Below are 3,912 nucleotides of genomic sequence, written 5' to 3'. Positions count from 1 at the left end.
GCCCCAGCGGCAGTCAGGCGCTCAGCCGGACCGCCGCCGTTCATGCGCGGGATAGACTTGGCCCGCATCGATCTCGCGGCGCTCTGCGCCGTCGCAGGCGCAGGTCGTTTCCGGAGCAAGGGTAGCCAGCGCCTCGTGATGGGACAGGAACACCCTGCCGGTCAGGTGGCGCAGGAAGGTACTGCGCGACAGGCGCTCCATGACCGGACCCTTCACCTCGGAAAGATGCAGTTTGATCCCGGCATCCGACAGCCGATGCATGATCAGTTCAAGGCTTTCCAGCGCGCTGCCATCGATTCCGTTCACCGCCGCGCAGTTCAGCACGACATGGCGCAGCTCGGGGCGGCCCGCGACGGCCTCTTGGACGACATTCTCGATGGCCCGCGCATTGGCGAAATAGAGGCTCTCGTCGATGCGCAGGCTCAGCACCTCAGGCGCGCAGGTCACGTCATGGCGCAGGATATTGCGGAAATGCTGGGTGCCCGGGATCTGGCCGATTTCCGCGACATGGGGCCGCGAGGTCTGCCACAGATGCAAAAGCACCGAAAGCGCCACGCCGGTGAGAATGCCCGCCTCGACCCCGCCCCCGAGGGTAATGAGGATGGTCCCGGCCAGCGCCGCGAAATCGAAGCGCGAGAAGCGCCAGCAGCGCCGGATCGCCCCCAGATCGATCAGGCCCAGCACGGCGACGATGATCGTCGCGGCCAGCACCGCCGTCGGCATGAAAAAGAGCAGCGGCGTCAGGAACAGCGCGGCCAGCGCGATGCCGAGCGCGGTGAAGGCCCCGGCGGCGGGCGTTTCGGCGCCGGCGTCGAAATTCACCACCGAGCGCGCGAAACCGCCCGTGACCGGGTAGCCTCCGGAAAGGGCGGCGGCGAGGTTCGCGGTACCAAGGCCGATCAGCTCCTGATCGGGGCGGATCGACTGGCGGCGCTTCGCGGCCAATGTCTGCGCCACAGAGACGGATTCGACAAAGCCGATCACCGCAATCAGGAATGCCGCCGGGAGCAGCCTGCCCCAGCTTGCCGGATCGAGCCGGGGCAGGCCAAGCTGCGGCAGACCGCGCGGCACTTCTCCGACGGTGCGGACGCCAAGCGCAGTCAGGTCGAAGGCGATCACCGCAAGGATCGAGGCCGCGACCACCAGCACCGGCCCAGTTCGTGCCAACAGCGCGGCCGCGCCGGGCGCGACGCCCAGCCGCAAAAGCGCGGGCCTCAGCCCCGAGCGCGCCCAGAACAGAAAGGCCGTCGCCGTGCCGCCGATCGCCAGCGTCGCGACATTCGTCTGCGGCAAGGCGCGGAGAAGCGCGGCGACCATCTCGATCATCGTCTGCCCGCCTGCCGTGACGCCCAGGATATGCCCAAGCTGCCCCGTCGCGATCAGGATCCCCGAGGCCGTGATGAAGCCCGAGATCACCGGATGCGACAGCAGGTTCGCGACAAAGCCCAGCCGGAAAACCCCCATCGCCAGCAGGATCAGCCCCGAGAGCAGCGCAAGCGTGACCGAGGCGGCGAGGTATTCGGGCGTGCCGGGCGCGGCCACCGCACCCGCCGCCGTCGCGGTCAGCAGCGAGACGACCGCGACCGGACCGACGGCAAGGGTCCGGCTGGTTCCGAAGATGGCATAGGCGATGAGCGGCAGGATCGAGGCGTAAAGCCCCATGACCGGAGGCAAGCCCACCAGCATGGCATAGGCCAGTGATTGCGGGATCAGCATGATCGTGACGATCAGCGCGGCCAGCAGGTCGCTGGTCAGCATGCCGCGATCATAGCCGCGTCCCCAGTCGAGAATCGGCAGGTACCGCCTGAACATTCTTTGTCCTCTCGCGGGAATGGCCTCAGAACCGGTCGACGGGCAGTTTCAGATAGTGGTGGCCATCATCCTCGGCCATCGGCAGACGACCGCCGCGCAGGTTTATCTGAAGCGCGGCCAGGATACGGTCGGGCAAGGGCAGTGTCGCGTCACGATCCTGCCGCCGCTTGATCCAATCCTCGCGGCGGGTGCCCGCCTTGACATGGACGTTATGGGCCAGATGCTCGGAAACGCTTGCTTCCCATTGCGGTTCGCGGCGGGTCGCGCTGCCATAGTCATGGCCGACGAAAAGCCGGGTGTCGCCCGGAAGGGCCAGGATCGCCTGGATCGACTCCCACAGTTCGGCCGCGTTGCCGCCGGGGAAATCGGCGCGCGAGGTGCCGATATCGGGCTGCATCAGCGTGTCATGGGTAAAGGCCGCGTCTCCGACGACAAAGGTGATCGAACCCAGCGTGTGCCCCGGCGAGAGCATCACCCGCGCCTCGAGATCGCCGATCCGGAACGTCTCGCCTTCCTCAAAGAGCCGGTCGAAATCGCGCTCGGGCGAGAATGCCTCGGGCAGGTTGTAGATATCGCGCCAGATTGCGGCGATCTCGCGCAGCTTCGCGCCGATCGCATTGGGCGCACCGGTGCGTTCCTTGAGATGCGCCGAGGCCATGACATGATCGGCATGGGGATGGGTATCGAGCACCCATTCGACGCTCAGCCCGTTCTCGCGGACAAGATCAAGCACCTGATCCATGCTGCCGGTCGAGAAGCGGTAATTCCGCGCATCGAAATTCCAGACCACGTCGATCAACGCGGCTTTCTTCGTCTCGGGATCGGCGCAGACATATTGGATCGAGCCGGTATCGGGCTCGTAGATCCCCCAGACATCGGGGCTGCCCGCCCCGCGCGAGGGCGAGTGGCGGATAACGCGTTCATTGAGCTTGCTCATCACGGATTTCCCTTGGAGTTCAGGCCGGGCAGGCCCTTGGCTTGCGCGCCAAGCCAGAGGCCGAACAGCATCATGGGCAGAAAGATCAGGGTGCCGGGTGCCAGCAGCGCCAGCGCCGTCCAGGCGGGTCCGGGGCAGAAGCCGCCGATCCCCCAGCCGATCCCGAAAAGCGCCGCGCCGATCACCAGCGGGCGGTCGGTCCGGCGCGAGCTCGGCAGATCGAACCCTTCGGCAAGGACCGGGGTCTTGCGCCGCCAGACGAGACGATAGCCCAGGTAGGTGACGACCAGCGCCCCGCCCATGACAAAGCCGAGGCTGGGGTCCCAAGCCCCCGCGAGGTCAAGGAAATTCAGCACCTTGGCCGGGTTGGCCATGCCCGAGACGACAAGCCCGATGCCGAACACAAGGCCGCTTGCGAAGCCGAGGATATTGCGCATCACACCCCTCCCACATGACGCAGGACAAAGACCGTGGCGATGCCGCTCGCCATGAATATCAGCACCGCGACAAGCGAGCGGCGCGACAGTCGGGCAAGGCCGCAAACGCCATGCCCCGAGGTGCAGCCCGAGCCAAGTCCGGTCCCCAGCCCGATCAGGAACCCCGCAAGGCCCATGCCGACGAGGTTCCCCGAAACCGTTTGCTCGACCGTGCCGCCAAAGAGCCGATAGGCCAGAGGGGCTGCGATCAGCCCCAGAATGAAGGCGACGCGCCAATTGCGATCACGCGGCGCGCTGGCCATGGGCACCACGGCGCCAAGGACGCCATTGGTGATGCCCGATATCCCCGCCACCTTGCCGAAAAGCGCCATCACCATGACGGCGCTGAGGCCGATCAGCGCCCCGCCTCCGAGCGAGGCGAAGGGCGTGAATTCTGTTGCGATTGCCGGATTCATGCCGAAACTCCCATGCCTGACGGCTTGCTTTCGATCTGCTGAGGCTGTATATATTAGACATGCCTAAATCAGTCAATGCTAATATAATGGAAAATTCATCTGAGCTGCCCCTCGGCATGCTCGAAGAGCGCGCGGAATATGTCGCCGGGCGCCTGTCTCTGGTGGCAAACCCCAAGCGGCTTCTGATCCTGTGCGAGTTGGTCAAGGGCGAGATGTCGGTCGGTGCATTGCAGGCCCGGATCGGTCTGAGCCAGTCGGCGCTGAGCCAGCA

The 3,912-nt window shown here is 65.8% G+C and carries 5 protein-coding genes; 1 reads left to right on the top strand and 4 read right to left on the bottom strand.

Features of this window, described 5'->3' with window-relative positions; genetic code table 11:
• Window positions 1-21: 21 nt before the first annotated feature.
• From ESZ60_RS20305 to ESZ60_RS20290, 4 genes are read right to left on the bottom strand one after another with little or no spacing between them, the layout of a single operon-like run.
• Window positions 22-1,812 carry a SulP family inorganic anion transporter gene (locus ESZ60_RS20305; RefSeq protein WP_134682465.1) on the bottom strand — a complete coding sequence of 597 codons (1,791 nt, stop codon included), beginning with the start codon at window positions 1,810-1,812 and terminating at the stop codon, window positions 22-24.
• 25 nt (window positions 1,813-1,837) lie between these two features.
• Window positions 1,838-2,749: an MBL fold metallo-hydrolase gene (locus ESZ60_RS20300; protein ID WP_134682464.1), complete on the bottom strand. Its 912-nt coding sequence runs from the start codon at window positions 2,747-2,749 to the stop codon at window positions 1,838-1,840.
• Window positions 2,749-3,186 (bottom strand): DUF6691 family protein, encoded by a 438-nt coding sequence (locus ESZ60_RS20295; protein ID WP_134682463.1) that lies wholly within the window; start codon window positions 3,184-3,186, stop codon window positions 2,749-2,751. The genes ESZ60_RS20300 and ESZ60_RS20295 overlap by 1 nt, the downstream gene beginning before the upstream one ends.
• Window positions 3,186-3,641, bottom strand: a complete 456-nt coding sequence (locus ESZ60_RS20290) for a YeeE/YedE family protein (RefSeq protein ID WP_134682462.1) — start codon at window positions 3,639-3,641, stop codon at window positions 3,186-3,188. The genes ESZ60_RS20295 and ESZ60_RS20290 overlap by 1 nt, the downstream gene beginning before the upstream one ends.
• 86 nt (window positions 3,642-3,727) lie before the next feature.
• On the opposite strand from ESZ60_RS20290, the gene ESZ60_RS20285 reads away from it, so the two are divergent.
• The coding region (locus ESZ60_RS20285; RefSeq protein WP_245155805.1) for an ArsR/SmtB family transcription factor at window positions 3,728-3,912 on the top strand (185 nt) is incomplete at its 3' end.

The sequence above is a fragment of the Paracoccus ravus genome, assembly GCF_004522175.1.
Classification (GTDB): Bacteria; Pseudomonadota; Alphaproteobacteria; order Rhodobacterales; family Rhodobacteraceae; genus Paracoccus; species Paracoccus ravus.
Note: the sequence above shows the minus strand (reverse complement) of the source record. Positions and strands in the feature narration are given on the sequence as shown.

Coding starts and splice junctions, on each gene's coding strand:
- ESZ60_RS20300 (WP_134682464.1), bottom strand. CDS start 2,749: ATGAGCAAGCTCAATGAACGCGTTATCCGCCACTCGCCCTCGCGCGGG.
- ESZ60_RS20305 (WP_134682465.1), bottom strand. CDS start 1,812: ATGTTCAGGCGGTACCTGCCGATTCTCGACTGGGGACGCGGCTATGAT.
- ESZ60_RS20295 (WP_134682463.1), bottom strand. CDS start 3,186: ATGCGCAATATCCTCGGCTTCGCAAGCGGCCTTGTGTTCGGCATCGGG.
- ESZ60_RS20290 (WP_134682462.1), bottom strand. CDS start 3,641: ATGAATCCGGCAATCGCAACAGAATTCACGCCCTTCGCCTCGCTCGGA.